At 52.9% G+C, this 26,468-nt stretch carries 22 protein-coding genes; 16 read left to right on the forward strand and 6 right to left on the reverse strand.

Features of this window, described 5'->3' with window-relative positions:
- Positions 1 to 17: 17 nt before the first annotated feature.
- The 11 genes from AC0QH1_RS08135 to AC0QH1_RS08185 all read left to right on the forward strand — a co-directional run bounded on the left by AC0QH1_RS08135 (position 18) and on the right by AC0QH1_RS08185 (position 13,690).
- Entirely contained in the window at positions 18 to 284 is a 267-nt protein-coding gene (locus AC0QH1_RS08135; RefSeq protein ID WP_324630541.1) for a (2Fe-2S) ferredoxin domain-containing protein, read from the forward strand.
- 5 nt (positions 285 to 289) lie between these two features.
- The gene (locus AC0QH1_RS08140) at positions 290 to 799 is read left to right on the forward strand and encodes a PAS domain-containing protein (protein WP_324630542.1); all 510 of its coding nucleotides are present in this window, start codon (positions 290 to 292) and stop codon (positions 797 to 799) included.
- Positions 800 to 1,960: a SpoIIE family protein phosphatase gene (locus AC0QH1_RS08145; RefSeq protein WP_324630543.1), complete on the forward strand. Its 1,161-nt coding sequence runs from the start codon at positions 800 to 802 to the stop codon at positions 1,958 to 1,960. It abuts the gene before it with no gap.
- A 16-nt stretch (positions 1,961 to 1,976) separates the two neighbouring features.
- Positions 1,977 to 2,501 (forward strand): hydrogenase maturation protease, encoded by a 525-nt coding sequence (locus AC0QH1_RS08150; RefSeq protein WP_324630544.1) that lies wholly within the window; start codon positions 1,977 to 1,979, stop codon positions 2,499 to 2,501.
- Positions 2,502 to 2,520: 19 nt separating this feature from the next.
- Complete coding sequence (gene hypA, locus AC0QH1_RS08155) at positions 2,521 to 2,862, forward strand: hydrogenase maturation nickel metallochaperone HypA (protein WP_324630546.1); 342 nt, start codon at positions 2,521 to 2,523, stop codon at positions 2,860 to 2,862.
- A 1-nt stretch (position 2,863) separates the two neighbouring features.
- On the forward strand, positions 2,864 to 3,745 hold the full coding sequence (gene hypB / locus AC0QH1_RS08160; RefSeq protein WP_324630547.1) for a hydrogenase nickel incorporation protein HypB: 882 nt from the start codon (positions 2,864 to 2,866) through the stop codon (positions 3,743 to 3,745).
- A 143-nt stretch (positions 3,746 to 3,888) separates the two neighbouring features.
- Entirely contained in the window at positions 3,889 to 6,333 is a 2,445-nt protein-coding gene (gene hypF / locus AC0QH1_RS08165) for a carbamoyltransferase HypF (protein WP_324630548.1), read from the forward strand.
- A complete protein-coding gene (locus AC0QH1_RS08170; RefSeq protein WP_324630549.1) occupies positions 6,324 to 6,575 on the forward strand; it encodes a HypC/HybG/HupF family hydrogenase formation chaperone in 252 nt (83 codons plus the stop codon). Before hypF ends, AC0QH1_RS08170 begins: the two co-directional genes overlap by 10 nt.
- A gap of 861 nt (positions 6,576 to 7,436) precedes the next feature.
- The gene (gene nifJ, locus AC0QH1_RS08175; protein WP_324630550.1) at positions 7,437 to 11,045 is read left to right on the forward strand and encodes a pyruvate:ferredoxin (flavodoxin) oxidoreductase; all 3,609 of its coding nucleotides are present in this window, start codon (positions 7,437 to 7,439) and stop codon (positions 11,043 to 11,045) included.
- A 103-nt stretch (positions 11,046 to 11,148) separates the two neighbouring features.
- Positions 11,149 to 12,174 carry a dihydroorotate dehydrogenase-like protein gene (locus AC0QH1_RS08180; RefSeq protein WP_324630551.1) on the forward strand — a complete coding sequence of 342 codons (1,026 nt, stop codon included), beginning with the start codon at positions 11,149 to 11,151 and terminating at the stop codon, positions 12,172 to 12,174.
- Positions 12,175 to 12,454: 280 nt separating this feature from the next.
- Complete coding sequence (locus AC0QH1_RS08185) at positions 12,455 to 13,690, forward strand: ATP-dependent 6-phosphofructokinase (RefSeq protein ID WP_324630552.1); 1,236 nt, start codon at positions 12,455 to 12,457, stop codon at positions 13,688 to 13,690.
- Between the two features lie 5 nt (positions 13,691 to 13,695).
- On the opposite strand, the gene AC0QH1_RS08190 is transcribed toward AC0QH1_RS08185, so the two are convergent.
- Positions 13,696 to 13,902, reverse strand: a complete 207-nt coding sequence (locus AC0QH1_RS08190; RefSeq protein ID WP_324630554.1) for a hypothetical protein — start codon at positions 13,900 to 13,902, stop codon at positions 13,696 to 13,698.
- Between the two features lie 91 nt (positions 13,903 to 13,993).
- On the opposite strand from AC0QH1_RS08190, the gene AC0QH1_RS08195 reads away from it, so the two are divergent.
- Positions 13,994 to 16,279, forward strand: coding sequence for a 6-phosphofructokinase (locus tag AC0QH1_RS08195; RefSeq protein WP_324630555.1), 2,286 nt, complete (start codon positions 13,994 to 13,996; stop codon positions 16,277 to 16,279).
- A gap of 269 nt (positions 16,280 to 16,548) precedes the next feature.
- On the opposite strand, the gene AC0QH1_RS08200 is transcribed toward AC0QH1_RS08195, so the two are convergent.
- The 4 genes from AC0QH1_RS08200 to AC0QH1_RS08215 form a co-directional block, all read right to left on the reverse strand.
- Positions 16,549 to 17,553 carry a pentapeptide repeat-containing protein gene (locus AC0QH1_RS08200; RefSeq protein ID WP_324630557.1) on the reverse strand — a complete coding sequence of 335 codons (1,005 nt, stop codon included), beginning with the start codon at positions 17,551 to 17,553 and terminating at the stop codon, positions 16,549 to 16,551.
- 322 nt (positions 17,554 to 17,875) lie between these two features.
- Positions 17,876 to 18,490, reverse strand: a complete 615-nt coding sequence (locus AC0QH1_RS08205) for a CP12 domain-containing protein (RefSeq protein WP_324630559.1) — start codon at positions 18,488 to 18,490, stop codon at positions 17,876 to 17,878.
- 315 nt (positions 18,491 to 18,805) lie between these two features.
- The gene (locus tag AC0QH1_RS08210) at positions 18,806 to 19,450 is read right to left on the reverse strand and encodes a hypothetical protein (RefSeq protein WP_324630561.1); all 645 of its coding nucleotides are present in this window, start codon (positions 19,448 to 19,450) and stop codon (positions 18,806 to 18,808) included.
- Between the two features lie 379 nt (positions 19,451 to 19,829).
- A complete protein-coding gene (locus tag AC0QH1_RS08215; RefSeq protein ID WP_324630562.1) occupies positions 19,830 to 20,666 on the reverse strand; it encodes a pentapeptide repeat-containing protein in 837 nt (278 codons plus the stop codon).
- Between the two features lie 286 nt (positions 20,667 to 20,952).
- Between AC0QH1_RS08215 and ilvD the strand changes: the two genes are divergently transcribed.
- A complete protein-coding gene (gene ilvD / locus AC0QH1_RS08220; protein ID WP_324630564.1) occupies positions 20,953 to 22,635 on the forward strand; it encodes a dihydroxy-acid dehydratase in 1,683 nt (560 codons plus the stop codon).
- A 65-nt stretch (positions 22,636 to 22,700) separates the two neighbouring features.
- Here the strand turns inward: ilvD and rtcA are convergent, their stop codons facing one another.
- Positions 22,701 to 23,726: an RNA 3'-terminal phosphate cyclase gene (gene rtcA / locus AC0QH1_RS08225; RefSeq protein ID WP_324630565.1), complete on the reverse strand. Its 1,026-nt coding sequence runs from the start codon at positions 23,724 to 23,726 to the stop codon at positions 22,701 to 22,703.
- Between the two features lie 192 nt (positions 23,727 to 23,918).
- Between rtcA and AC0QH1_RS08230 the strand changes: the two genes are divergently transcribed.
- The 3 genes from AC0QH1_RS08230 to AC0QH1_RS08240 all read left to right on the forward strand — a co-directional run bounded on the left by AC0QH1_RS08230 (position 23,919) and on the right by AC0QH1_RS08240 (position 26,453).
- On the forward strand, positions 23,919 to 24,797 hold the full coding sequence (locus tag AC0QH1_RS08230; RefSeq protein ID WP_324630566.1) for a Tab2/Atab2 family RNA-binding protein: 879 nt from the start codon (positions 23,919 to 23,921) through the stop codon (positions 24,795 to 24,797).
- Positions 24,798 to 24,954: 157 nt separating this feature from the next.
- Positions 24,955 to 26,274, forward strand: a complete 1,320-nt coding sequence (locus tag AC0QH1_RS08235) for a TldD/PmbA family protein (RefSeq protein ID WP_442957296.1) — start codon at positions 24,955 to 24,957, stop codon at positions 26,272 to 26,274.
- Positions 26,275 to 26,282: 8 nt separating this feature from the next.
- Positions 26,283 to 26,453, forward strand: coding sequence for a hypothetical protein (locus tag AC0QH1_RS08240; RefSeq protein WP_324630567.1), 171 nt, complete (start codon positions 26,283 to 26,285; stop codon positions 26,451 to 26,453).
- Positions 26,454 to 26,468 lie beyond the last annotated feature (15 nt).

Raw genomic sequence — 26,468 nt, forward strand, 5'->3', positions numbered from 1 at the left:
ACTCAGGAGAAAATGGAATGAGCAAAGAAAATCTATATTTGTGTATGGGGTCGGCATGTCATCAACTGGGGGTTTATGAAGTTTTACCGAAATTGCAAAGTTTAATTAAAGAACACGACCTAGAAGATAAAATCGAACTGAAGGGTTCGTTTTGTCTGGAAACCTGTAGCGTTGGCATTGTGATGAAGTTTCAAGATAATGTCTTCACCAAAATCAGTGCGGACAATATCGAAGAAAAGTTCACCGACGAGATTTTACCCAATATTCAAGAAGTAGTCAAGTAAGTTTTATGGTTCAGCAAAGCGAAAAAACGTTATGGGAACTTCTGTGGGAATATGACCCCAACGGATTAATCGTGGTGAATTCCGACATGACGATCGCCGTAGTCAATCCCGCCTTTTGTAAAATGTTTCAGGTCAACCGAGAAGAAATGGTGGGTCAAAACGCCGCCGATTTTTTCGGGGATGTTAGCGATTTGCAGCGCGTCTGGGAAAATAACGAGGTAATTCGCGGGAAAGAGAAAGAATTTCCCAGTCATAATTTGTACCTGCGCCAGGTGATTTTTTCCATTCAAGACCAGAATGCGATCGCCTGCATCATGGTAGACATCACCCACGAGTGGCAGCGCAAAAAAGAACTGCTCGAATTCAAACGAGAAACCGTGGCCAAAGTCAATGAAGTGGTAGACAATCAAATGAAAGTCGCCCAAGAAATTGCCGGGTTGCTGGGAGAAACCACCGCCGAAACGAAAGTCAGTTTGTTGAAAATTCTGAAACTCGTCGAAGGGGAAATGTTTTAGATGGATAACTTCTTAGACATTTATGACTTAAGTTTAACCAAGAAAGGAGAAGAACTCTGTGGCGATCGCGTCATTTTTCGCAAAACTGAAGACAAAACCACCATCGTGCTTTCCGATGGATTGGGCAGTGGCGTAAAAGCGAACATTCTCGCCACCCTCACCACCGAAATTCTCATTTCCATGCTTAATGCAGACGTACCGTTAGAGGAAGTCATTCCCACCGTTATCGGCACGTTACCCATTTGTCAGGTTAGAAAAATTGCCTATGCCACCTTTACCATTTTACAAATCGACCATCACAGCAATCAATTTAAAGTAATTAACTTCGACAATCCTCCTCCATTATACTTTAAAAAAGGCAAACTCGTCAAGTTAGAAGGCCAAACCCAAAAAATATTAGAGCGCAAAATTACCCTCTATGAAGGAGTGCTAGAACGAGATGACTTTCTCGGGGCGATTAGCGATGGCGTCCTTTACGCCGGGTTAGGTGTGGCCTTAAACTTTGGGTGGGGATGGGATAATATCGCCAAACATATCGAAGGAATCTTTTTGCATCAAACCCATACAGCGCGCAATATCGTGCAGAAAGTAATTGCCGAAACCCACTCCCTTTATCGCGGCCAAATTGGCGATGATGCCACCTTTGTGGGGGTCTACGTCCGACAGCGCAAACCGTTAATGATTTTCACCGGTCCGCCATTAGAGGAAAAGCAAGATCCGGTTTACGTGAAAAAACTGTTAAACTTTGAGGGTCGAAAAGTCATCTGCGGGGGAACCACGGGCAATATTGTGGCCAATTATCTCGGAGAAACCATCGAAATGGATATTGCCACCATGCGGAAAGAATTGCCCCCGATTGGCAAATTAAGCGGCATCGATTTAGTCACCGAAGGGATTTTAACCCTGTCGAAATGTCTGGAAGTGCTGAAAAAGTGCAACTGCGACATTGCCCGCTTGCCCAGGGATAACAATGGGGCGGTTTTGCTGGCCAAAGAAATCCTGCAAGCGGACTCGCTGTTGTTTGTTGTCGGGCAAAAAATTAACGAATTTTATCAAAATCCACTGCTGCCGAAAAATATCTCGATTCGCCGCAGTTTAGTGGAAGAAGTAGTGAAGCTTTTGCGCGACAAACAAAAAGAAGTTGCGTTAGAATATTGTTAAGAAACTATAGGGGGCAATGATGAGCCGATCGCTAACGGCAAATCCCATACATTCAGACCTAACTCGCCCGCTATCGGTCCTCGCGATCGGTTATGGCAATGACCTTCGCAGCGATGACGGCTTGGGTCAGCGGGTGGCAGAACGGGTGGCATCCTGGCAATTGCCCCAGGTGCGATCGCTGGCGGTTCACCAACTGACGCCGGAACTAGCAGAACCTCTCTCAGAAGCGGATGTAGCCATTTTTATCGATGCCTACCCCGCCACCGAGACCCAACAGGTACAAGTGGTAAAACTCGATTGCCCACATACCCTCTCCGGGGTCGGCGCTAGCACTCTCGACCACAGCAGCGACCCGCGATCGCTCCTCACCCTCGCCGAAGCGCTTTACGGACATGCGCCGCAAGCGTGGTTTGTGGCCATTCCCGCCACCAATTTCGAGTTTGGCGAGTCCTTCTCACCCACCGCCCAACGCGCAATGGGGGATGCATTAACCCAAATCGATCGGTTAATCCGCACTCCTGCTTCCCAAACCGTGGCTTAATCTCCACCCAATACCGATTATGCACGAAGTTAGTTTAATGGAAAACACCCTCGATATTGCGTTGCAACACGCTTCTCAACAAGGCGCGAACAAAATTCATCGCCTGAAAATGCGCGTGGGTGCCATGTCGGGCGTGGTTCCGGAAGCGTTAGAATTTGCCTTTGATGTGGTGGCGCGCAACACCATTGCCGAAGGGGCAAAATTTGAAATCGAACAAATGCCAGTGGTCTGCTACTGCACCAATTGTCAAACTGAATTTAAACCCGAAGATTTAATTTACGAATGTCCGCAGTGTCATCAACTCAGCCATGACATTCGCAGCGGACGAGAAATCGAGTTAACAACATTGGAGGTTTCTTAATATGTGTCAAGATTGCGGCTGCAGCATTGTCGGCGACGTGGGCATTCACAACCACACCCACGACCATTCCCACGACCATTCCCACGACCATTCCCACGACCATTCCCACGACCATTCCCCCGACTATTCCCACGACCATTCCCCCGACCATTCCCACGACCATTCCCCCGATCGCAATCATCACCATCACCCGCCAACAAACGGTCACAAAACTCTCGCGATCGCGCAATCTATTTTCAGCAAAAATGACAGACTCGCCGAACGCAACCGAGGCTATTTTCTCGCCAAACAATTACTCGTTCTCAACCTACTTTCTTCCCCCGGTTCCGGGAAAACTGCCTTCCTGGAACGCACTCTCAAAGACCTGCGCGATCGCCTCAGTGCTGGCGTGATTGTCGGCGACTTAGAAACCGATAACGATGCCATTCGCCTGCAAAGCAGTGGCGCACCCGCCGTGCAAATTACCACCGGCACCGTCTGCCATTTAGAAGCAGATATGGTGATGCGCGCCGCCGAACAACTCAACCTAGATTCCCTGGATTTACTCATCATTGAAAACGTGGGAAACCTGGTCTGTCCCGCCTCCTACGATTTGGGGGAAGACCTGCGCGTAGTCATGCTTTCGGTCACCGAAGGAGAAGATAAACCGCTCAAATATCCCACCGTTTTTAAGTCCGCTCAGGTGGTAATTGTCAGTAAAATCGATATCGCCGAAGCGGTGGAATTCGACCGCGAAAAAGCATTGAGCAACATTCGCCAAGTTGCCCCCCAAGCCACCATTTTTGAAGTCTCCGCCCGCAAGGGAAAAGGGATGGAAAATTGGTATCGCTGTCTGGAAAGTCACTTGAAGAAATCGCCGATAGCTTCTGCGGTGGAATCGTAGAGGTTATGCCTTAGAAAATTCCTCGGGGGAAATTCTAAGAATAGGGTAAGGTGGGCATTGCCCACCCTACCGCTACTTTTACCAACAACAACTGTCAGAAACCCGGTTTGTAGTTTCTTCGCTGAAATTTACCCCAAACTTCCATGATTGAATGCAAAACAGGCGCAGAAAATCAACCGCCTTCCCCGCAATTCTACCGGGTATGCTTGACGATTCGCGGGGCCGTGCAGGGGGTGGGTTTTCGCCCCTTTGTCTATCGACTGGCAACGGAATTAAAATTAACCGGATGGGTAAACAATTCGGCGCGCGGCGTGTTTGTCGAAGTGGAAGGGACGCCGCAACAATTAGAAACCTTTTGCCAGCGATTGGAGGCGGAAAAACCCGCGTTATCGTTCATTCAAAATTTAGAGGTAAGTTGGCAAGACCCGGTGGGCTATACGGCGTTTGAAATTCGCGCCAGTGTTTCTGGGGAAAAAACGGCGGTGGTCTTGCCCGATATTGCCACTTGTCCGGACTGTTTGCAAGAAATTTTCGATCGCCAGAATCGCCGCTATCGCTATCCGTTTACCAATTGCACCAATTGCGGCCCGCGCTATACGATTATCGCCGGATTGCCTTACGATCGCGGGCAAACCACGATGAAGCACTTTCACATGTGCCCGGAGTGCCAGCAAGAATATGACAATCCCCTCAACCGACGGTTTCACGCGCAACCCAATGCTTGCCCGCAGTGCGGTCCGCATCTGGAATTATGGGACAATACGGGGAAATCACTGGCAGAGGGCGATCGCGCCTTGCATAGCACAGTTACCGCACTTTGTCAAGGAAAAATTGTGGCCGTGAAAGGTCTCGGGGGCTTTCATCTGATGGTGAATGCCGGGGACGATCGCGCGGTGCAACGCCTGCGCCAGTGCAAGGGTCGGGAAGAGAAACCCTTTGCCCTGATGTCCCCCGGGTTGGACTGGGTGCGGCGGGTTTGTGAGGTATCGCCCCCGGAAGAGAGAGTGCTGCGATCGCCCGCCTGTCCGATTGTCTTGCTGCGCCGTCACGCGATCGCCGATCCTGCCATTGCCCCCGCCGTTGCCCCGGGCAATCCTTACCTGGGCATCATGCTGCCTTATACACCCCTCCATCACCTGCTGCTGGCGGACTTCGGGCAAGCGGTGGTTGCCACCAGCGGCAACCTCTCCGACGAACCGATCTGCACCGACGAAGGGGAAGCGATCGCCCGCTTGGGAAACATCGCCGATTTATTCTTAGTTCACAATCGCCCGATCGTTCGTCCGATTGACGATTCCGTCGTGCGAGTGGTAGCGGGACGAGAAATGGTGATGCGCCGCGCCAGAGGCTACGCACCCCTACCGATATCCGCCAATTTTAATTCCCCTAATTATACCTCACCCCCTGCCGATATGTCAAGGGGAAAAGCGGAAAAAAATCTGCTGAAAATCCTCGGGGTGGGGGCGCATCTGAAAAATACGATCGCCATTGGAGTGGGGGAGCAAATGTTTGTGAGTCAGCATATCGGCGACTTGGAAACCCCGCAAGCTTGCGCCTCCTTCGAACGGGCGATCGCCAGCTTGCAAGACTTATACGACGCTCAACCCCAACTGGTGGCGCGCGACGCCCATCCGGACTATCGCTCTACCCAATTTGCCGCCACCTTACACTTGCCCGTTATCTCGGTTCAGCATCATTACGCCCACGTGCTCGCCTGTATGGCAGAAAACCAAATTTTAGGCGAATCGGTGCTCGGCGTCGCCTGGGATGGCACCGGATACGGACTGGATGGCACGATTTGGGGGGGCGAGTTCTTGCGGGTATGCCCGTCATCCTGGGAACGTGTGGGACACTTTCGCACCTTTCGCCTGCCCGGGGGGGATAAGGCGGTGAAAGAACCGAGGCGGGTGGCGTTGGGGTTGCTTTATGAATTGTTCGGCGAGGCGGTATTTGGGGAGGGAAGTATCCTGGATGAGTTGCCTCACCTGCGCGATGCCTTTACGCCGTCGGAGTTGAAGCTGTTGCAGCGGATGTTTCAGCGTCAGCTCAATGTACCGCTCACTTCTAGTGCGGGCCGACTGTTTGATGGGGTGGCGGCGATCGCCGGGGTACGCCAAACCCTTAGCTTTGAAGGACAAGCGGCGATGGGGTTGGAATTTGCCTTAGAAGGCGCGGATCTTGATGAGGGTTATCCGGTTGAATTGCACCGGGATGAGGCCGGTTCCCCCGTGGTTTTTGACTGGGGACCGATGGTGGTGCAGATTGTTCGGGATCTGGGCGATCGCTTGCCGGTGGGGGCGATTTCGGCGAAGTTTCACAATACGTTAGTAGAAGCGATCGCGGCGGTGGCCCAGGCGGTGGGAGAAGAGCGCATCGTCCTCACGGGAGGGTGTTTTCAAAATGCCTATCTCAGCGATCGGGCAATTCGGCGATTGCGGGCAGCCCAGTTGCGTCCCTATTGGCATCAGCGCATTCCGCCCAATGATGGGGGGATTGCTTTGGGACAGATTGTCGCTGCATCCCGCGCGATCGCTTCTGAGTCAGAATATAAGCAGTTACAGAAAAGGAGTATCGATCCATGTGTTTAGCGGTTCCCGGCAAAATTGTCAGAATTACTGGGGAAGATCCCCTGTTGCGTAGCGGTTCCGTCAGCTTTGGCGGCGTGGTGAAGCAAGTGAGTCTCGCTTACGTTCCGGAAGCGCAAGTGGGCGACTATGTTATCGTTCATGTGGGATTTGCCCTGAGTGTGGTAGACGAAGCAGAAGCGGAAGAAACCTTGAATTATTTAGCGCAAATGGAAGAAGCGGAAGCGGAGACAATGGTTTCGTAATTGTCCATTCCCTCTTTTCGTTTCATGTCAAGCGGCGTAGGTTCGGCATTGCCCACCCACCCATTTTAGGTAGGGTGGTCAATGTCTCCGCCAATTGTATTCCACACTACATTTCTTCAGTCCGAGGATTGATTTTCTCTGCTGCACCTGCTGCTTCATTGGCCTCCGGAAGACCACTTGAACGGGAAATTGGGTGGCAACTGCCAGGACTCTGGGTTTGGGGCAATACTTAAGAAAATATAAAGACAAAAAACTTAATCATTTAGCCGAGAAATCTCGGTTAATGTAAGGGCGATCGTTCTGTTTCAAAAGTTAATAAAAGTTCAATGTTTGTTATCTTCGGCGGTGAATTGCCTTCTATCCCCTAGGGAACTGCCGGATTTTATGGGGTGAACCTAAATCAATAAACCGCTTGTGGTGCAAGGGTTTTAGCCGCTCAAGCCCGGGTGTAGCATCGGAGCAATTTCCCGCTTCCTCTTGACAAAATGCACCGATCTACCTGGGGGTAAATATTAAAAAATTCTAACAGCCAGCAGAGAAGTTCGAGTTATAATCGAATATGAAAGTGAAGCGAGAAGTTTCCCAACGGAGGGTTAAGCAAACGTTAAGAAAACAAGCAAGCGCGAACAGAGAAATATTCGGGAGTCGGTGGGTGAATTAAACAACAAAACTGTTGTTTGACCACGGTCTACTGAAAGGAAGAAAAAAAGATGAAATTATTAAATTAAAAGGGGGTAACTCCATACAGGTACCGAGTAGGGAATAAAAAGCATTGTTCGAGATATTCCCTGCCCCAAAAAATAAGAGATTTTGCCCAACAACGAGCAAAACTTGGTAGTTTCTCCACAAGGGTTGACGAAAATGACTAACAGAACACGTGCCACACTGGACGGGAACGAAGCCGTTGCCCGCGTCGCGTACAAATTCAACGAAGTAATTGCAATTTATCCCATCACCCCCGCTTCACCGATGGGTGAGTGGGCGGATGCGTGGATGTCAGAAGGGCGTCCGAACCTGTGGGGTACCGTACCCTCCGTGGTCGAGATGCAAGCGGAAGGCGGTGCAGCGGGTGCGGTACATGGTGCATTGCAAACCGGGTCTTTGACCACTACCTTTACGGCATCGCAAGGGTTGTTGTTAATGGTGCCGAACCTGTACAAAATTGCTGGCGAACTCACATCGGCGGTGATTCACGTAGCGGCGCGGTCCGTTGCGGCGCAAGCGCTGTCGATTTTCGGGGATCACAGCGACGTGATGGCGGCCCGGGCGACGGGATTTGCCTTATTGGCATCCGCTTCAGTACAGGAAGCGCACGATTTGGCAGCGATCGCCCATGCAGCCACCTTAGAATCCCGGGTACCGTTTATTCACTTTTTCGATGGATTCCGCACCTCCCACGAAATCCAAAAAGTAGAATTGCTCGAAGAGAGCGACCTGCGATCGCTGATTGACGACGAGTGGGTATTAGCCCATCGCCAGCGCGGACTGACCCCGGATCGCCCGGTCTTGCGAGGCACCGCACAAAACCCGGACGTTTTCTTCCAAGCGAGAGAAAGCGTGAATCCCTTCTACACCGAGTGTCCCGAAATCGTCCAAAAAGCGATGGACAAATTTGGGGAACTCACCGGGCGGCACTACAAACTGTTTGAATACGAAGGCGCGCCGGATGCAGAGCGAGTCATCATCCTCATGGGATCCGGGTGCGAAGCGGCGCACGAAACCGTAGACTATCTCACCGAACGCGGAGAAAAAGTAGGCGTGCTGAAAGTGCGGCTATACCGTCCGTTTGACATGAAGCGGTTTGTCGAAGCCCTACCGAAGACCACCAAAGCGATCGCGGTATTGGATCGCACCAAAGAACCCGGGGCGGGCGGCGAACCCCTGTATCTCGATACCATCACCGCCATCCACGAAGAATGGGCCGGCGAGAGCATGCCGAAAGTTGTCGGCGGACGCTACGGGTTATCTTCCAAAGAATTCAACCCGGCGATGATTAAAGGAATCTTCGACAACTTAGCGCAAGCCAAACCGAAGAATCACTTCACCGTCGGCATCAGAGACGACCTCACCGACACCTCACTCGACTACGACCCCGACTTCTCCAGCGAACCGGAAACCGTAGTGCGGTCGATGTTCTACGGCTTAGGCGCAGATGGAACCGTGGGGGCGAACAAAAACTCGATCAAGATTATCGGGGAAGAAACCGACAACTACGCGCAGGGGTATTTTGTATATGACTCCAAAAAATCCGGCGCGATTACGATTTCTCACTTACGGTTTGGACCGCAGCTCATTCGCTCCACCTATCTCATCCAACAAGCCAACTTCGTCGGCTGTCACCAGTGGATTTTCCTAGAAAAACTCAACGTCTTGAAATCCGCCGCCAACGGGGCCACCTTCCTGCTCAACAGTCCCTACGGACCGGATGAAGTGTGGAATCGCCTGCCCATCGAGACCCAAGAGCAGATCGTCCGCAAGAACCTGAAATTCTACGTCATCAACGCCAGCCAAGTAGCGCGCCAAAGCGGCATGGGCGGACGGATCAACACCGTAATGCAAGTATGCTTCTTCGCCCTTGCCGGCGTATTGCCCCGGGACGAAGCGATCGCCGAAATCAAAAAAGCGATCGAAAAAACCTACGGCAAGAAAGGCAAAGAAATCGTTCGCATGAACCTGCAAGCCGTAGACAACACCCTCGCCAACCTGTTTGAAGTCAACATTGGCGAAGCCAACAGCACCATCCACAAACTGCCAGCCATTCCCGACAGCGCGCCAGAATTCGTGCGCGACGTGGAAGGCAAAATGCTGATCAAAGAAGGCGACGACCTGCCGGTGAGCGTCTTACCTTGTGATGGCAGCTATCCCACCGACACCGCCAAATGGGAAAAACGCAACGTCGCCCAAGAAATTCCCGTCTGGGATCCCGACGTCTGCGTGCAGTGCGGCAAATGCATCATGGTCTGTCCGCACTCCGTGATTCGCGGCAAAGTGTACGACCCCGGACAACTGGAAAACGCCCCGGCAACCTTCAAATCCATCGATACCAAAGATAAAGAATTTGGCGGCACCAAATTCACCATCCAAGTGTCCCCCGAAGATTGCACCGGCTGCGGCATCTGCGTGGATGTATGTCCCGCCAAGAACAAAGCCATGCCAGCGCGCAAAGCGATTAACATGGAAGCGCAAATGCCCTTGCGCGAACCGGAAAACGAAAACTGGGCCTTCTTCGTAGATTTGCCGAATCCCGATCGCCGCAACCTGCACCTCGATCGCATTCGCCAGCAACAACTGCAAGAACCCTTGTTTGAATTCTCCGGCGCTTGTGCCGGCTGTGGCGAAACGCCCTATCTGAAGTTACTCTCGCAACTGTTCGGCGATCGCAGCGTCATCGCCAACGCCACCGGTTGTTCCTCCATCTACGGCGGCAACCTGCCCACCACCCCTTGGGCGCAAAACGCCGAAGGACGCGGCCCCGCCTGGTCCAATAGCCTGTTTGAAGACAACGCCGAATTCGGCTTTGGCTTCCGCGTCTCCATCGACAAACACGCCCAATATGCGGCAGAATTGCTCGCCAAACTCGGCGGCGACATCGGCGATAACATGGTGCGCCAGATTCTCGATGCCAGTCAAAAATCCGAAGCCGATATCTGGGAACAACGGGACCGCGTAGCACAGCTCAAGCAAAAACTGCAAGGCATGAATTCCCCAGAAGCCAAGCAACTGCTGAGCCTCGCCGATTACCTGGTGAAGAAAGACGTGTGGATCGTCGGTGGTGACGGTTGGGCGTATGACATCGGCTACGGCGGGTTAGATCACGTACTCGCTTCCGGTCGCAACGTCAACGTGTTGGTCCTCGATACCGAAGTGTACTCCAACACCGGCGGTCAAGCCTCGAAAGCCACCCCGCGCGGTGCTGTGGCCAAGTTCGCCGCTGGCGGGAAACCCGCACCCAAGAAAGACCTGGGCTTGATTGCCATGACCTACGGGAATATCTATGTAGGCAGCGTGGCGATGGGCGCGCGGGACGAACATACCCTGCGGGTGTTCTTGGAAGCAGAAGCCTATGAAGGGCCGTCCTTGATTATCGCTTACTCGCACTGTATCGCCCACGGGATTAACATGACCACCGCGATGACGCACCAGAAACAAATGGTGGAAGCCGGACGCTGGTTGCTCTATCGCTATAACCCGGATCTGGTCGCGGAAGGCAAGAATCCCTTGCAGTTGGATATGCGATCGCCCAAGAAAAAGGTGGAAACCTCGATGTACAACGAGAACCGCTTCAAGATGCTCACCAAGACCAAACCGGCAGACGCCAAGCGGTTATTGAAAGAAGCCCAAGAAGATATCAATACGCGCTGGCAGATGTACGAATATCTCGCCGCCCGTCAGCTTGGGGAACAAAACGGGCACAGCAAGCAAAGCAGCGAAACTGCTGAAAGCGCACCGCCCACCGAGTCCGCACGATAACTACCAAAGTCCGGTAAGGTGAAATCGAGGGAGTGAGGAAAATTTCTCGCTCTCTCCCCTCTCACCCTACCTCTGCTTGTGTTTTCCAAGGAGAATAAAGATAATGGATCTGAGTACCGAATATCTGGGTTTACAACTGCGATCGCCCCTAATCCCCTCCGCCGCCGCCCCCCTGACCGAAGACCTCGACAACATCAAGCGCCTAGAAGATGCCGGCGCAGGCGCGATCGTCCTGCATAGTATCTTTGCCGAACAGCTCAAAATCGAACAGCACGAACTCCACCATCACACCATCAGTCACACCGAAAGTTTCGCCGAAGCGCTCACCTATTTCCCCGACCCCGACACCTATCACGTAGGACCGGAAGTCTATCTCGAACACATTCGCGACGCCAAGCAACAGGTGAACGTTCCGATTATTGCCTCTTTAAATGGCTCAACCTTGGGCGACTGGGTAGACTACTCCATCCAAATCCAACAAGCCGGTGCCGATGCTCTAGAACTCAATATCTACAGTATCCCCACCGACCCCGACAAGACTTCCTCTCAAATCGAAGAAGAATATCTCGAAATTGTCCGGGCGGTTCGCGCTGATGTCACCATACCCCTGGCGGTCAAAGTCAGCCCCTATTTTACCAATATGGCCAATATGGCAAAGCGTCTGGATGAAGTGGGCGCGAATGGCTTAGTGATGTTTAACCGCTTCCTGCAAGCAGACATTTCCCCGGAAGAGTTGGAAGTGTGGCCTCATCTGGTATTGAGCAACCATCAAGAATCTCTCTTGCCCATGCGCTGGATTGCCCTGCTTTACGGTCGCATTCAAGCCGATATGGCCGCAACTACCGGGATTCAGAAAGGTCGCGATGCGGTTAAAATGCTGATGGTCGGCGCGAAAGTGGCACAAGTTTGTTCGCCTCTGCTGCGTCACGGCATCGAACACCTGCGCGAAATCGAGCGGGAAATGGTGGAATGGATGGAAGAACACGAGTATTCTTCGGTGAAAGAAGCGATCGGCACCATGAGCCAAATCAATGTGGCCGACGAAACCACCTACGAACGCGCTCAATACATGAAGGTGATCCAAAGCTTTGACTACGACGAAGCGTTAGTGACTCCCTCTACAGTATAATCGGTTTCCCCGCCCCCCGGCGGGATGGTTTCCTCGTTCCCGGGCCTTTGCCTGGGAACGCCTGCCGGCTGAATTTAGGGTGAGGCGATCGCGAATGTAAATAGATGTTAAAACCCATTGACAAGTCCCCGCCAACTCCATTAAAATCCATCGCACCAGCCAATTCTAAATATTTTCTAAAAAATTAATTTTTGTATCCTTTGTCACCGCGAAGCCGTCGAAATCTTTTAGGGTAGAAGCAGACGAAAAAGTTAGGCACTTAAGTGAAGGCGTTAAACTTATGGATCGGCAAAAACGAATCGGAATCCTCACCAGCGGCGGCGACTGTCCCGGACTCAACGCGGTCATCCGTGCGGTAGTCAAATGCGCCTCGCGCAAGGGCTGGGAAGTCTACGGCATTCCCTACGGAACCGACGGCTTTATCGAAATTGCCCAGGGGAATCGCCAACCCCAAGAGCTGCGATTATACGAGCATGGCTACGATATTCCCGGGGTTTTGCAAGGACTCGACGTGCTGCAATTCCTCAGCGGTAGCGTCCTCGGTTCCCTGAGCAAAGGAGACACGGAAAAGCCGGAAGTCGCCGCCCAAATTCTGGAAGGATACCAACGCTTAAATCTCGATGCTTTAATCGCGATCGGCGGCGATGGCAGCTTAGACATCATCTACAGTTTAGCCAAGAAAGGCGGTTGGAACTTAATCGGCATTCCGAAAACCATCGATAACGACGTGCCGTTTACCGAACGCGCCGTGGGCTTCGATACCGCCGTGGATACCGTCACCGCCGCCCTGTACGATCTCACCTTTACCGCCGCCAGTCACGAACGAGTGATGATTGCCGAGGTGATGGGTCGCGATGCGGGTCACTTAGCCCTGCACGCGGGCATTGCCGGCGGTGCAGATGCAATTTTAATCCCCGAACTCACCCCGGTGGTCAACGAAGAAACCATCGCCCATCTGTGCGAAAAACTGGCCAGTCTGCGTGAAGAAAAGCGCAAATTCGCCTTAGTGGTAGTTGCAGAAGGCGTGAAAGAGGGGTCTACAGAAGCCGGGAAAAATATCGGCAATTTTGTCGCTAAGCATATTAAAGCCTACAGCAGTCGCATGTGTTCCCTGGACCGCCCGGAATTCTGCGAGATGGAGAATGTGGATACCCGCGTCACCGTGCTCGGTCACTTGCAGCGCAGCGGTACCCCGTCATCGTTCGATCGCCTACTCGCCACTAGCTTCGGCATCAAAGCGGTAGACTTAATCGCGGCCCAACAATACGATCGCCTGGTGGTCTGGCAAAGCGGAAAAGTGGACAGCAAACCCTTAGAGACGATTATCGGGTTAGTCCGCCAGTGCCACGAAGAACACCGCTGTCCCTCTCCGGTGGATCCTTATGGCTTCATGGTGGGAACCGCGCGATCGCTGGGCATTTACATCGGCGACCCCCAGGTATCCACCCCCCAGACCGAGTATTCCGAAAACGGCAAAAGCGCCACTCCAGAACCGGAATTGGTCTCGCAAAACTAATCTCATTACCTCCGTTCGAGCCGTCCGATTGTAATCGGATCCGACAGCGCCACTTCCATTAGCGTTACCATGCCCGAAAGGCTCTTGCCCGGGTCGTCAGCGTTGCCATGCCCTTCGCTAACGGCCCGGGCAACGCTTCGGGCGATCGCCGGGAGTTTGGCTGCCATTTTGCCTGGGAATCCGTGGGAAACGCCAACCCCAGCGATCGTCATTCTTACCCTTTTTCCTCGCTGCTGGCAAATTGCGCGCATTGTATTAAATTCGTTAAAGAATGAACCGAGTTAAAGTGAATTGGAGGGACTTGTGGAAAAGAAAAAACGTCTGGGAATCTTGACCAGTGGGGGCGACTCCCCGGGAATGAATGCTGCCGTGCGTGGGGTAGTGCGATCGGCGATCGCCTGCGGCATGGAAGTCTATGCCATTTACGAAGGCTATCAAGGCATGGTACAAGGCGGCGCTTGTTCCACCGACGCCAGCACCCGGGAACAAGCGCCCCCGGCAGAAGCTTGCATCCGCCAGTTCCACTGGTACGATGTAGCGGGAATCTTGCATCAAGGCGGGACGATTATCGGCACTGCCCGCAGCCAAGAATTTCGCACCCGCGAAGGTCGCCGGCAGGCAGCTCGCACTTTGTTAGCTTACGGCATTAATGCGTTAGTGGCAATCGGCGGCGATGGCAGTCTCACGGGAGCCGATGTGTTTCGCCGGGAATGGCCGGAATTGCTGGCCGAACTGCGCGATCGCGGCGAAATCGACCGCGAATTAGCCGAGCGCTATCCCCATTTAACCATCGTCGGCTTACCGGCATCCATCGATAACGATATGTACGGCAGCGACATGACCATCGGCACCGATACCGCACTGCACCGGATTACCGAAGCCGTAGACGCCATTTCCTCCACCGCAGCCAGCCACCAGCGCACCTTTGTGGTAGAAGTGATGGGCCGCAACTGCGGCTATCTGGCGCTGATGGGCGCATTGGCAACCGGTGCCGACTGGGTAATGATTCCGGAATGTCCCCCAGAAGGAGACCATTGGGAAGAGCAGATGTGCGATGTGTTGCAAGCCGGTCGCGAATCCGGTCGCCGCGACTCCATCGTGCTGGTGGCTGAAGGGGCGAAAGACCGCAAAGGCAATCCGATTTCTTGTAATTATATCAAACAAGTGCTAGAAGAAAGACTCGGGGAAGATGCCCGGGTGACGATTTTGGGTCACGTGCAGCGCGGCGGCGCACCCACGGCATTCGATCGCAATTTAAGCACTTTATTAGGACACGCCGCCGTTCGCACATTGCTGGATATCCCCCCAGACAGCGAGCCGATTCTGATGGGAATGCGCGGCAACCGCATCACCCATTCGCCACTGATGCACTGCGTGCAACAGAGTCATGCCGTGGCCCAGGCGATCGCTCAGGGAAATTATCACAAGGCAATGGACCTGCGCGGTGAGAATTTTAAACATGCCTATGATACCCTGCATACCCTGATGCAAGCCAAACCCAGCAAGCCCGACATGCCGCGCACCAAACCGTTGCGGCTGGCAATTCTCAACTGCAGTGCGGCGGCACCGGGCATGAATACCGCAGTGCGGGCGGCAGTTCGCCTCGCGATCGATAAGGGTCACGTGATGTTGGGGGTGGAACATGGCTTTCGCGGGCTGATTGAGGGGAATATTAAACAACTCACCTGGTTGAGCGTGCGCGGTTGGGCCACCACTGGCGGCTCGGAATTGGGTACCAGCCGCAAGATTCCCAAAGCTAAGGATTTTTACGCGATCGCCCGTCAAATTGAAGCCCACGACATTCAGGGATTGTTGATTCTCGGCGGGTGGACCGGTTACGAAGCCGCCTATCAGCTTTATTCCCAGCGCGATACCTTCCCGGCGTTTAATATTCCCATCCTCTGTTTGCCCGCTTCCATCGATAATAATCTGCCGGGATGCGAACTGAGTATCGGTGCCGATACGGCATTGAACAATATCATCGAAGCGGTGGATAAAATCAAGCAATCCGCTGTAGCGTCGAATCGCTGCTTTTTGGTAAAAGTCATGGGCCGCTACTGCGGATATTTGGCCGTGATGAGCGGTTTGGCCACTGGGGCGGAACGAGTGTATATTAATGAGGAAGGACTCACCCTGCGGGATTTGCAAACTGACTTGTGTACCCTGATTGAGGGGTTTAAGCAAGGCAAGCGCGTCGGGTTGATTATTTGTAATGAAAACGCTCATTCGGTGTATGACAGCGAGTTCATCTGCGATTTGCTTGCAGAAGAAGGGAAAGACGTGTTTCAGGTGCGCCAAGCGATTCTCGGCCATTTGCAGCAAGGCGGCGATCCCAGTCCGTTCGATCGCATCCAAGCCACTCGTCTCGCCGCTCAAGCCCTGGACTTTTTAATCGCCGAAGCGCAACAGTCCACCCCCACCGGCGCGCTTATGCAGGTAGAAGGCGGTAAAATCGATTTTATCGACCTGGCGTTTATGCCCCGCATGGTGGACAAAGATAAGCAGCGCCCGAAAGTGCAGTGGTGGCTGCAAGAAGTCTGGCCGATCGGCAAGATTCTCGCTCAACCGGATCCAGAACGCGATCGCTAACTTGTAGCCGTTTGCTTTCCATCGGATCCTACCCGCCGAGCTATTCCTCCCCGGGCTAGCTCTGGCGATCGCCCCCCGCGCCATTCTCCCACCCCGGCGATCGGGGATTCATCTGCACGGCGGCGAGGGAGATGCACCAGGGCGATTGTCGGGACGAGTTCAGCAACAGGCTTGGGGTTGGGAAAAAAGTGGATAAACCCCCCCGCCACAACCGTCCCTCGAGCAATTGCCCAAACTGAACCGAATCTCAGTCAACCCCCCAAACCAAACTAAGCGTAAATCTTCCCATCTGGCATTACCGCACCGGTGAGATTGGCATCGCGCAAATCCGCACCCAGCAACGCCGCATCCCGCAAACTCGCATCCCGCAAATCCGCATCGCGCAAGCAAGCACCATCGAGATCCGCCCCCCACAAATACGCTCCTTGCAGATTTGCGCCACTGAGATCCGCACCGGCGAGGTTAGCCAAATTCAAATTCGCCCCAGACAAGTCCGCATTTCGCATATCCGTTTCGCGCAAGTCGGTTTTCATCAGATTGGCGCGCTGAAAATGAGCCTTTCTCATCATACTTTGATGCAGGTTGGCTTGCTTGAGATTTCCGGACTCAAAATCCGTATTTCGCAGTTGGCTACCCTGCAAATCCGCCCCGGTGAAATTCGCACCTTGCAATTTGGCTCCGCTCAATTTTGCATCGCTTAAATTCAGGGAACTCATATTAATCCCCTCTAAATTTAAGCCATTCAAAAATGCGCCATTGAGTTTCACCCCGTTTAACAAAGCACCTTTGAGAGAAGCACCGCTCAATCGCGCCCCCGCAAGATTGGTCCAGTTTAAATTCGCGCCGGTGAGGTTCGCACAGCGGAAATTGATGCCATTGAGATTGGCACCGCAAAAGTTAACCGACGATAAATTTGCCCGATAAAATGTCACCCACTTGAGAATCGCCCCGCTCAGTTTTGCCCCCGCTAAATCCGCATTCGCCAAATGAGCGCCTTGCAGATTGGCTTTCGTTAAATCGGCTTCGATCAGGTTCCCGCCTTTGAGCTTGACAAAGGTTAAATCCGCACTGTAGAGAAATGCACCGCATAATTTCGCGTCCATCATTAAGGCACGACTCAAGTTGGCGCGAGCCAGAGACGCTTCGATTAAATTGGCTCCCACTAAGTTCACCTGTTGGAGGATGGCTCCAATTAAGTTCGCCCAATTCAGGTTCCATCCCCGAAAGTCCCGCTCTCCCGCCGTGTAGCGATTGAGTAAGTCGTAAGCATCCATTGTTTTTTCCTTGCCCATTTCCTGGGTCTAGAAATCGCCTACCTCTAGAATGCCAGGTTTGCGCTCTTTACCACAAAACTCGCAACAATTCGTAAAATACAATACAAATTTTAGATGGGTAGAGAGTAAAATTATTGTCTGTTGTCAATTCGTTATCCAAAACCCAAAAATCCGGCGGGTGCGAAGGGCAAATAATTCGTTGCGGGAGAAATTGGGTAAACAGGCAGCTCCAGAGTCCGACACACAATGTGAGGCTACGGTCCTGGCGGGTTCCAGAACTGTCGCCTCACAAAGCAAGCCGTCAGCTTAACAACTGCTCGCCTCAGACATCGTACATCCGAGCCTCAGCCGCCTCTGGATGTTCCTTGCAATAGTCGTCAAACGCAGTTTTCGCGGGTTTGCGAGCCTGCTGGTGCGAGGCTTCAGCTTGCAATTCCTCCACCGCATCCCACGCCGCCGCACATTCGCGAGAGGTCGGACCTTTTTCGGCACAAATGGCCCGCGCTTCCTCCACCGCTTTTTGAATTTGGTCTTCAAAATACACAGCCTTCGGCTGTTCCACGAAGTCACTGTTGCGGAGGATATCCGTGATGGAGATAATTCCGAGCAGGGATCCGTCGATGACTGGCGCGCGGCGGATACCGGTATTGGCAAACAACCGCGCCACATATTCCACCCCTAAATGAGGATTGACCACAATGCACGGCTTGGTCATAATTTCATAAACGCGGATTTTTTTCGGGTCGCTGCCATAAGCCGCCACCTTGTAAATGATATCCGTTTCCGTGACAATCCCATAGGCATCTTCATCGTGCCGCCGATTCACCACCAGGGCGCGCAACCCTTTCTCCTTCATCAACTTAACTGCTTCAGCAACTGTCGCGGAGCCGCGAATAGTCACCACATCCTGGGTCATTATATCTTGGGCTTTCATCATTCGTATCGAACCTCTTGTTCGTGAACCTCTTCGCTCCTAGGTTCATCATATAGAAAATCGACCCCTCATATTCCTTTTTCCTGCCCGGATTTAATATTGAATTAACAATTTTGAATCTTGAATTGAGAATTTTTTATCCTTTCCCTTGGCGTAGGGAAGTTTTAAGCCAGGGTTTTAGCGATCGCGCCCCGGGTCGAGTCGGGGCAGGTGGCGGGTAAAATAACTCCGAGGGGCGATCGCGCGCATCAACCCGCCCCTGAGGGTAGAAATTGAGAATGGAGCAATTGCGAACCAGAAGACTCACTGAGCGACGCCTTAGCGATGCAAGCCTTTTTCCCAAATGCCGATATAGACGCGCGGATGGGGGGGTGGTACGCCAGAAAGAACATCGCGCTCTTCCCAGTGGATGATGCCATTGAGATGGTCCAGAGAAAAAGAGTAACTAGGGGTTTCACCGAGCCAGACTTGTTGAAAACCCTGGGTAATTTCCGGGTTGAGCTGACAACCCAACATACTATTGAGCGTGCCCAAAATAATCTCGGTACTGACGCTTTGAGCGAAAGACGCCTCAGTTTGGCGCAGTAATTGGGAATCGCGATCGAATAAAAAGCCCAAACTGACCTCATCGGGAATCAGTTCGTAGCTAAAGGCATTGGTATTGGGCCAATAGCCCGGAAGTTTGTACTTGGGAGCGCCGAACATTTTGATCACTGCTGATTTGGGGACTCCTGGTTGAAAGCCGGGGATTCCCAAACCCACCGGTTCGTTGCGACAGGGGATATTTTCTAGGTCTACCTCCTCGGGAGCAAAGGGGTTATAAGGGTTGACAACTGCCAGAAGTTGTGGTAGTTCTTGCCTTGGTTTGACCGAAGGGTTAGAGAGGGTGGGGGGACGCAGTAATGCAAGCGAAACATCGCTGAATGCAAAACTGACGATCGCAAAAGTACCGATCGAGATCATTGATCCATTTGCTATTCGATGAGCTGAGCCTGTGATGCGGCTAAAACGAATGAATGCACCCTGATGAAAACGCTTGCTCTACCACCACGTCGCTCGAGCAAAACCCATGTCAGCCGCGAGAGACAATCAGAAAACAACCGAGAAAATTGAGCGATCGCACAGGTAGATATTTAATTGTACGCAGCCGTGGTTAAAAATGACCGAAGCAGGGTTGAAAAAGTTCGCAGCCTTCCTTAAATGATTCAGTCGAAACCCATCGAGGAGAAAAGAAAAAAGAGAAAGTTGAAAGCGTAAAGAGTTTTTCTTTATCCTTTAAACTTTCAACTTTAACCTGTAGCGCCACCCCAGTCAAGGGGGAAGAGAGAGCCTAGGTGGTGGTTTAGTAAGGCGTACCATCGGGCATAATCGCCCCACTTAACTTCGCATCGCGCAAATTAGTTCGATACATATTCGTATCCATCAAAATGGCATCGGTGAGATTAGCTCCCGTCATATTGGACCATCCGAGGTTAGCGCGGTAGAGACTTGCGCCCTGTAAGTTAGTACCGCGCATAGTCGTCCAACTAATATTAGTTCCCCGAAGTTGAGTTTTGGATAAATCAGCCGCCGCCAAATTAGAACCGCTCATCGTCGCGCGGCTCAAATCAGATTGGCGCAGATTCACGTTACTGAGATTAGCCCCATTGAGGGTAGCATTACTGAGGTTAACCTGTTCCATCATCGAGCGACTGAGAATGGCGATGGTGAGGTTAGCGCCCTCCAAACTGGCTTGGGTTAAGTTGGTTTCACTTAAATTAGCCCGACTGAGATTGGCTTGACTGAGGTTTGCTTGCTTGAGATTCGACCAACTGAGGCGAATTTCGCTGGCGATCGCCTCAATTAAATTAGCCTTTTCCAGGTTAGCCCGTTCCACCACTGCCCGACTTAAGTTAGCCAAACTTAAGTTAGCTTCACTTAAGTCTGCTCTCGTTAAATTCGTGCCGATGAGATTGGCTTCTCTGAGGTTAGCTTTATGAAAATTAACCCCCATCAGATTGGCCTCTCTTAAGTTAGTCCCATTCAGTTTTGCACCCTGAAAATTAGCTTGACGCAGGTCTGCTTCTCGCAGGCTAGCTTCACTTAAATCTACCCCAGCCAGATTCGCCCCAATTAAATTAATGTTGCGAAAATCCCGTTCTCCCGCCTCATATTGTTCAAGCAGTTCATTGACATCCATTTTCTCGGCCTCTGTTGTGTCTTGAGTTACGTTAGTTGTCCGTGCTTCCAATTTATCCTGTTCCATAGCACAGATCGAAGGGTAGAAGCCCAGAAATCGCCAGCGGGAGAAAGGTGAAAGCTCAAGAGTAGACAGACCCCCGGATCGGTAGAGGAAAATTCGCCAAGCGTCGTACAGTCTGAGACAATAAAAAGAGGGAATTTATGCTAGAGGCGAAAAACAACAAGAATCTCGCCTTCGTTCTAACCCCCACCCCTAAAATTGCACTCAGTTAACGGAAAGAAAAATGTCCGAGAATGTCAGAAGCCAAGTCGTCACCCAAGGACCCGCGCGATCGCCGAACCGCGCCATGTTGCGTGCCGTGGGATTTTCCGACAACGACTTTACCAAACCCATCGTCGGTATTGCCAACGGATTCAGCACCATTACCCCCTGCAACATGGGACTGGATATCCTAGCCAAACGCGCCGAAAGCGGCGTAGAGAATGCCGGTGGAATGCCGCAACTGTTCGGCACCATTACCATCAGCGACGGCATCTCGATGGGAACCGAAGGCATGAAATACTCCCTCGTCTCGCGCGAAGTCATTGCCGACGCCATCGAAACCGTGTGCAACGGGCAGAGTCTAGATGGAGTGCTAGCCATTGGCGGGTGCGATAAAAACATGCCCGGGGCGGCGATCGCGATGGCCCGCATGAACATTCCCGCCATCTTCGTCTACGGCGGCACCATCAAACCCGGGAACCTAGACGGGCGAGATCTGACCATCGTCAGTGCCTTTGAAGCCGTAGGAGAATACAGCGCCGGAAAAATCGACGAAAAAGAACTCCTCGCCGTAGAACGAAACGCCTGTCCCGGCGCTGGGTCTTGCGGTGGCATGTACACCGCCAACACCATGTCCTCCGCATTAGAAGCGATGGGCATGAGTTTGATGTACTCCTCCACAATGGCCGCAGAAGACGCCGAAAAAGCCGAAAGTACCGAAAAATCTGCCGAAGTCCTCCTCAACGCCATTCGCCAGCAAATTTTGCCGCGCCAGATCCTGACGCGCAAGGCATTTGAAAACGGAATTGCCGTAATTATGGCCTTAGGCGGTTCCACCAATGCCGTACTGCATTTACTGGCGATCGCCCATGCAGCCGGCGTCCCCCTCACCCTAGACGACTTCGAGAGCATTCGCACCCGCGTCCCGGTCCTGTGCGACCTCAAACCCAGCGGTCGGTTCGTCACCACCCAATTCCACCAAGCCGGTGGCGTCCCCTTAGTGATGAAAATGCTACTAGAACGGGGATTGCTGCATGGCGATGCCCTGACCATTACCGGCCAAACCGTCGCCGAACAGTTAGCCGACATTCCCTCCCAACCCCCCGCCGGACAAGAAGTGATTCGGCCCTGGGACAAGCCCATGTACGCCCAAGGGCACTTAGCCATTCTCAAAGGCAATCTGGCCACCGAAGGCGCAGTAGCCAAAATCAGCGGCGTGAAAACCCCAAAAATTAGCGGTCCGGCGCGGGTATTTGACTCCGAAGAAGACTGCCTGAAAGCCATTCTCGACGGTCAGATTAGACCCGGCGATATCGTCGTCGTCCGCTACGAAGGACCCAAGGGAGGCCCGGGAATGCGCGAAATGCTCGCCCCCACCTCCGCGATTATCGGCGCAGGATTGGGCGACTCCGTGGGATTGATTACCGATGGTCGTTTCTCCGGCGGGACATACGGCATGGTGGTGGGTCACGTGGCCCCAGAAGCCGCCGTGGGCGGTACGATCGCCCTAGTTCGAGAAGGCGATACCATCACCATCGACGCCCACCAAAGCCTCTTGCACCTGGATGTCCCCGATGGCGAACTGGTTCAGCGTCGCGCCAACTGGCAACCCCCCGCCCCCCGTTATACAAAAGGCGTGATGGCAAAATTTGCCAAGCTGGTCTCTTCCAGCAGCCTCGGCGCGGTAACGGATTTGGCATTGTAGGGGGTAGAGGCACTTAATATAGCACTTAGAGCGGCTCGCGTTCCCCCCAGGGGGGAACGCCTTGCTTATCCGGTGGGATAAACCGAGATGATTTTTTCAGTTTCACTGCAATGAATTTTTGCTAACCCAAACTGTTCGATCGCCCAAGCATTGGTGGTTAAATGCAAGGTCACGTCAGCCACCCGATAGTGACTTTCCTCAGACGCCAAAGCCGCCGGTAAGAGTAACTGATCCGCCAAAAAGCGGTCGATCGCCGCATCACTGTGGTGGAACTGTAACAATGCCTCGCAAGCCATATCCGCCACCCGATCCGAGGGCAATCCCTTGCGGCCCAAGGCCCCGCATCCGGCAAAACTGCGTTCGTACTCGGCGGTGAGAAACAGAGCCGCCCCCGGCGCTATCCCTTTTTCCCGACGGGGTTCTACCTTCGCATACAGACCGGCATCGCGCAGGACATTTTCCGCCCGATTCGCCATCCGTTGCGGGATGTGAGAAGGCAACTCCGTGACCACCGCCAGACCTCGCACCTGAGTCAACTCGCCGCGATCGCGCAACTGCAGACCCCTGGGGGCACCCCCGCCGGTGACGCGCAATTGAATTTCGCCGCCACCGCGCGGATACCAGCCCCACTTGACTAATTCCACCGTTGCTGATACCCCCATGCGTTCCAGTAGCGGCAAAAAGACTTGTTGCAGGTAAGGAACCGGCGGGCTAAACGGCACGTAAGTGCCCCCCCGCAGGGCGATCAGGGACTCGCCGGGGGTCAATGCCAAAGGCATCAGCACCGTTTGGACGATGAGAGAGACTGCGCCGGCGGTGGTGACATCGAACAGATACTCTCCCGGTTGGGGGGGAGTTTGGGGGATAAAATCCAAGGCGATCTCCCCGAGGGCATCCCCCTTGCATTCCGCATTGCACAGAGCTGCCGCCGCTCTCACACAGGTGAGGTGCTGCGCCGCCAGACCCGGTTTTTTGCGTTTGGCGCGGATGCGATCGAGACGCAGAGGCGTGCCGGTGAGGGTGGCGAGGGTGAGGGAAGTTCGCAGCACTTGACCGCCGCCTTCGCCATAAGAACCATCGATATAAATCATTGATGAAATTTGGGTGATATTGTGCGTTTTTATGATATAGGGAATGGGAAAGAGCTGGGAGGAACGAAGTGGGTTGGCGCGATCGCCGCCCACTCTCGCAGAGATGTTTTTTATCCGGTAGAAAGCAAGCGCGAATCCCTTTAATGATACGATCGCAAATAAATAGTAGGCCGACAAAATAGCGCAAACCTGATGAGGAAAACCTGGGAACTCGATTTTTACTCAAAACCAATTCTCGACGAGAACGGGAAAAAACGCTGGGAAGTGCTCATCTGCGAGAGTCCCAGCGATACCCGTTCTACAGAAGAATTATTTCGCTTTAGCAAATATTGTCCCAGTACGCAGGTCAACTCTATCTGGCTGGGAAATGCAATCCAAGAAGCGATCGCCTCCGCCCCAAAACCGCCGACGCAGATTCGCTTCTTCCGTCGCCAGATGAACAACATGATAACCAAAGCCTGCAAAGACTTGGGGCTACTCCCGAAACCCTCCCGGCGCACCATTACCCTGCAGCGATGGTTAGAACAGCGCATGGAAAGCGTTTACCCCAACGAACCCGGGTATCAAGGAGCCAAGCCCACCGCCTCCGTGCGGTTTGAAGTTGCCGATCCCCAACCCCTCCCCGACGCCTTGCGGGGCGAAAAATGGGCCTTCGTCACCTTAGAAGCCGATGCCTTTGCAGAAATGCAAGAATGGGAAATTGACTTTTGCGAAGCCTTCCCCATTTTAGGCGAGCAAAGTTTAGTCCCCGACCTGACCCCCGAAACCCGCATTCCGGGATTGATTATTTTCTCCGCCCGAGCCAAAGCCCTGGCGGGATGGATGTCGGGTTTGGAATTGGCAGCCGTGCAAGTAAAATTAGACTCGCCGGCACAATTAATTTTAGAAACCGGATTTAGCGATCGCTGGATTCTCGCCAACATCACCGACCCCCAAACCAAGCAAGAAGCCGAAGGATTTCAAACCGCCAAAGAACAAGCCAGCGGCGTTCACTTTATCGCCATTCAGTCCGACCCGAATTCCGAATCATTTGCCGGCTTTTGGCTACTACCAGAACTCAACCTGGGGTAAATGGCAACCCGACAAGCGAAAGGAAAAATACCTGAGTGAAACAGAAGGGATAAATTTTCAACCGAGTCGCAGAACCCTTCTACCGGGACAAGTTTTGTGGTCAAATATTGCCAGAAAAATTCACCATTTATCCTGCAACATTCAACTGGGAAGTATTATGGGTTCTGAACATTTGCAAGCCGAAGAACTAGCAGAAAAATTGCTAGAAATCGCCAAAAAATCCGGTGCTGAAGAAGCAGAAATATTTCAGTCCAAAGCCCACTCGCGACCGGTTTATTTTGAAGCCAACCGACTCAAACAACTGGAAAGTACCCAGTCGGAAGGAACGGCCCTGCGAGTGTGGAAAAATGGGCGTCCCGGGATAGCGGTTGCCTATGGGCCAGTAGAACCGCAAATGTTAGTCGATCGCGCCTTGGCGTTGAGCGAATTAAATCAACCCGAAATCATCGAACTGACCGAAAACAAAGCCATTTCCTATGAAGACATCGGCGAAAACATCAGCAGCGAACAGTTAGTCGAGTGGGGCAAAGAAGCGATCGCCTTGGTGCGCGATGCCTATCCCGAAATTATCTGCAACGGCGAGTGGGAATGCGAAAGCGAAACCACCCGCGTCCTCAACAGCAAAGGACTGCATTGTAGCTACAAAGATACCACCCTCAGCGGCTACCTATCCGCCGAATGGGTGCGCGGCGATGACTTCCTCAGCGTCTCCGACGGTCAAATCCAGCGCGGAACCCTGCAACCCACAGAAATCGCCGAGCAAATTTTGCAACGCCTAGCCTGGAGTAAAGAAAACGTTCCCGCCGTCAGCGGAGGCTTGCCGATATTATTCACCGCCAAAGCCGCAGATATGCTCTGGGGAACCCTACAAGCCGCAGTCAACGGCAAACGAGTCAAAGAGCAGTCTTCTCCCTGGAGCGATCGCATCGGGCAACTCGTCACCTCCGAGAAATTAACCATTTCTCAACAACCCACCGCCGGACCATATAGTTGCCCCTTCGACGATGAAGGCACCCCCACCCAAACCATCACCTTTATCCACCACGGGATGTTACAAAACTTTTACTGCGATCGCACCACCGGGCGCTTACTCGGCATCGGCACCACCGGTAACGGATTTCGCCCCAGTTTAGGCAGCTATCCCACCCCCGGTTTATTCAACTGGTACATCGAACCCGGTTCCCACTCCCTCTCCCAACTCATCGCCCAACTCGAAGAAGGATTAATCGTGGATCAAATCCTCGGTGGCGGGGCCGGCATTTCTGGAGATTTTTCCATTAATGTAGATCTCGGTTTTCGGGTGAAAAATGGCGAAATCATCGGACGAGTGAAAGACACGATGGTAGCCGGCAACGTGTACACCGCCGTCAAAGAACTGGTGGAAATCGGGGCCGATGCGGAATGGAACGGCTCTTGCTATACCCCGTCCCTGATCCTGTCCGGACTCTACGTGACGGGGAAAAATCAATCCTCGTAACCCCGCGAGTGCGGAGTCTGTGGGCAAAGAAAACTGCGATCGCCCCGGGGCGATCGCAGGGCAAACATTGTCAACCCACCGACTCCGGAAGCGAACCCGCCCCGAGTGCCATTGGGGCGGAAAATTGTTCTGAGGTCAAACCGAAGGGGAAAAATGAGAACAGCGGCGAAAAATTTTAAGCCGTGAGTCGGTGG

It is taken from the genome of Phormidium sp. CCY1219, from assembly GCF_055795085.1.